Source organism: Streptococcus sp. VTCC 12886, assembly GCF_049893425.1.
GTDB lineage: Bacteria > Bacillota > Bacilli > Lactobacillales > Streptococcaceae > Streptococcus > Streptococcus suis_AA.
This window is the reverse complement of sequence record NZ_JBMVJB010000062.1, coordinates 1-3,331: the sequence shown is the minus strand read 5'-3', so window position 1 is coordinate 3,331 and position 3,331 is coordinate 1. Positions and strand designations below refer to the sequence as shown.

3 protein-coding genes are annotated in these 3,331 nt (G+C 32.0%); 1 reads left to right on the top strand and 2 read right to left on the bottom strand.

Features of this window, described 5'->3' with window-relative positions; translation table 11 throughout:
- Positions 1–386 precede the first annotated feature (386 nt).
- Both ACPC57_RS11380 and tet(S) read right to left on the bottom strand, forming a co-directional pair.
- On the bottom strand, positions 387–575 hold the full coding sequence (locus tag ACPC57_RS11380; RefSeq protein ID WP_425531079.1) for a cysteine-rich KTR domain-containing protein: 189 nt from the start codon (positions 573–575) through the stop codon (positions 387–389).
- 66 nt (positions 576–641) lie between these two features.
- The gene (gene tet(S) / locus ACPC57_RS11375) at positions 642–2,582 is read right to left on the bottom strand and encodes a tetracycline resistance ribosomal protection protein Tet(S) (protein ID WP_002405437.1); all 1,941 of its coding nucleotides are present in this window, start codon (positions 2,580–2,582) and stop codon (positions 642–644) included.
- On the opposite strand from tet(S), the gene ACPC57_RS11370 reads away from it, so the two are divergent.
- A complete protein-coding gene (locus tag ACPC57_RS11370; protein WP_193393255.1) occupies positions 2,567–2,692 on the top strand; it encodes a hypothetical protein in 126 nt (41 codons plus the stop codon). The two genes, tet(S) and ACPC57_RS11370, sit on opposite strands and share 16 nt — an antisense overlap.
- Positions 2,693–3,331: the final 639 nt, after the last annotated feature.

Genomic DNA, 3,331 nt, shown 5'->3' with positions numbered 1-3,331 from the left:
GCACTCTCTTCGGGTTTTCGGTCTGTACTGAAATCAAGGTATTATTGGGAATCCCAGCTTAAATCATAGATACCGTAAGGGATTTTATTCTTTATTTAAAACTTTGCAACAGAACCTTTGATTCCCATAGCGAAGTTCGTTTTTGTTCCTTAGGAAAAACTTGACTGATATACTAGTTTTGAAATGACGAGTAACTCTGTACTTCATCAATAATCAAGTATTGAATTTTAATTGTATACTTTTTATGCTTGAGGGATGTCTACTGTAATACAGCTACTGCAAAAAAAATCAGTACACTTATTTTCTTATAAAGGATATCAAGAACTAAGCTCAATGGTATGCATAGAAAAGAAAAAGCCGATAAAATGAGATTTTGATATCTCGAATTATCGGCTCTGCGTCTTTGCGTCTGGCTCTGTAATTACAGTTATTCTAAACTTCGTTATTTCAATTAAAATTTCTTGTCTGCATTTAGGACAAAATAGAGGGAAATTTTTTAATTCAGTATCTTCCCTCATTTTTAAACGGGTCTTATTGCCACATATAGGGCACAGTATCCACCTAGTATTTACAATATCTATATCCTCCTGTTCTAATTAACAACTCAATATTCATTTTAAAAATTTCTCTTTAGTTCACTATCAATGTAAGTTGATTTTATTAAACATATGCCTTACTTTGTCTATTCTATTATTTGGACGACGTGGTTGGAAAGCAGACTTAATGTTAGTAACCTGATAACCTTTTAACTCTGTTAAACAGACACTGCGTCCATTTGTAAAGAAAGTTAAACTGTTTCGATACTCTTGAATACAACGGGCTGGAATTTCACCAATGAGAATGACCTCGTTACCTTTTAACTTAGTATTTAAAATATTTGCACAATATTTGGAAGCATCATTATATGCTCTCGAAAGATATTCTTGTGGTACATAAATTTCGAAGCTAAGATATGGCTCTAATAACTCTGTACCACTCTTTCTAAAAGCCTGCTCTAGTACAATAGGCGCAAGCATTCGGAAATCTGCTGGCGTACTGACAGGGCTGTAATATAGACCATACTTAAAACAGATCTTACAGTCTGTTAATTTCCAACCGTACAATCCTTGTTCACACCCATAGCGTATACCTTCCATAACTGCATTTTGAAATGATTGATTTAAATAACCTAGAGAAACCAGGCTCTCATACTGAATGCCACTACCCAAAGGAAGTGGTGTTACAGATAAACCAATAGAAGCCCAGAAAGGATTTGGAGGTACTTCGATATCAATGGTAAATTCAGATTTTTTTAATGGTCTTTCCATATAAATGACAGTTGGTTTTCTTGTTTCTATCTCAATATGATATTTTTCTTGAATCAGAGTACAAGTTACCTCCATTTGGACCTCACCTAAAAAAGATAGCACAATTTCGTGAGTTACTGTATCTACATAATATTGTAGAAGGGGATCACTATCGGATATTTCAAAAAGTGCATCTAGTAACTTTTCTCTTTGTACTGATTTACATGGTTCAATTGTTGTTTGTAACATAGGAAGAGGATTCTCAAGAATTTCTCTATGTGGTAATCTTTTTTTATCTCCAAGTACGTTATTTAGTTTTAAAAGCTCATTTTTTAAAATAATAATCTCACCAGGCTCTGCCTTATCTATCTGGCGTAATTCTCCATTTATTGAAGTATACATTTCTGTAACTTTTATTTTTTCCTTTTCTGATATATTGACTGAGTCTCGCAAATGTAGCGTTCCACTATAAAGACGTACATAGACAAGCCGTTGACCATCATCTGAATATTCTACTTTAAAAACATTTCCACAAAGTTTATCTGAATTGAGTTGTGTGGGTGAAAATAATTTGCTAGTAATTACCTCTATAAGTTGTTTAATTCCAATATTATTCTTTGCACTTCCGTGATAAACAGGATATAAGGAGCAACTTTGAATTCTTTCGTTTTCCTCCTTTTCAAGTTCTGCAATATTCAATGTTTTCCCAATGGTATATTTTTCTAATAAATAATCATTTCCCACAATTACTGTCTCCCATTGTTCTGGTTCAGTATAATCTATTACATAAGGTTTCAAATTTAGATTCACAGTCTGCTTAATTATGATGTCGTCAGAAAGTTTGTCCTTAATATCTTGATAAACATCTGGCAAATTTATTCCATTTTGATCAATTTTGTTAATAAAAAATATTATAGGTATGTTCATCTTTCTAAGTGCATGGAATAGTATACGAGTTTGTGACTGTACTCCATCTTTTGCAGAGATTAGCAAAATAGCTCCATCCAAAACAGATAATGAACGGTATACATCTGCCAAAAAATCCATGTGTCCAGGAGTATCTACAATATTTACTTTAACATTTTCCCGTTGAAAAGATGTTATTGCGGTCTGAATAGTAATACCTCTCTGGCGTTCCAAAAACATAGTATCCGTTTTCGTTGTACCGCTATCTACACTTCCTAACTCTTTAATTGCTCCGCTACTGTATAGTAAGCTTTCTGTCAAAGTAGTTTTTCCTGCATCAACATGTGCTAAGATACCGATATTAATAATTTTCAATTTTATTTCCTCCATTCAAAAGCTCAAAAAGCAGAAAAAATCCCAGTGATAAATACTCTTATCACTGGGATTTTAATACAAAAATAGCTGTATACTACACACTGATAGCCACAGATGCTTTATGATAAAATGATAAAAGTATTCTTAAACTGGGCACAAAAAACCAGTCCTTATTTTAAATAAGGATGCTTAATTAATTATTCCCGCTATCTAATTGACAGTTTATTTAAGAATACCTTGCCGCATTTTTATTATCTCCTTTTGAATGTTATCTTAATTCTATCATATGATAGAATGCTTGTAAAGCCAACCATATTTTTTGAACGAAAGGGAAATTAATGAGAAATTAATGGAAGTTAGTGTAGTAGTTGAAGATAACTCTTCAGAATGGCTATCAAAATTCAGCGATTTAATAACGATTTACAAGTTCATAAGGGATTCTTTATTCATCCAGCTATTATATTACTTTTCAGGTCAATAGGACAACTGTCCACAACCTTTCTACAAATATATTACGTATAATTTTTGAAATATATACTGCTTAACAAAATATTTTGCAGTGGTTCCAATAGTTTTGAATTGTTAATATTAAGTTTGACTTGGAAAATATCATTAAAAGTTATACTGTTTATTTGGAAAAAATTGGAGAGACCTTTTTAAGTAATGTAATGAAAATAGTTATAAGTTAGGGTTCTGTTGCAAAGTTTTAAATCTACTATCAAATAAGGTAGAATAATAGAAAAAGATAGCAGGAGGAATGACGA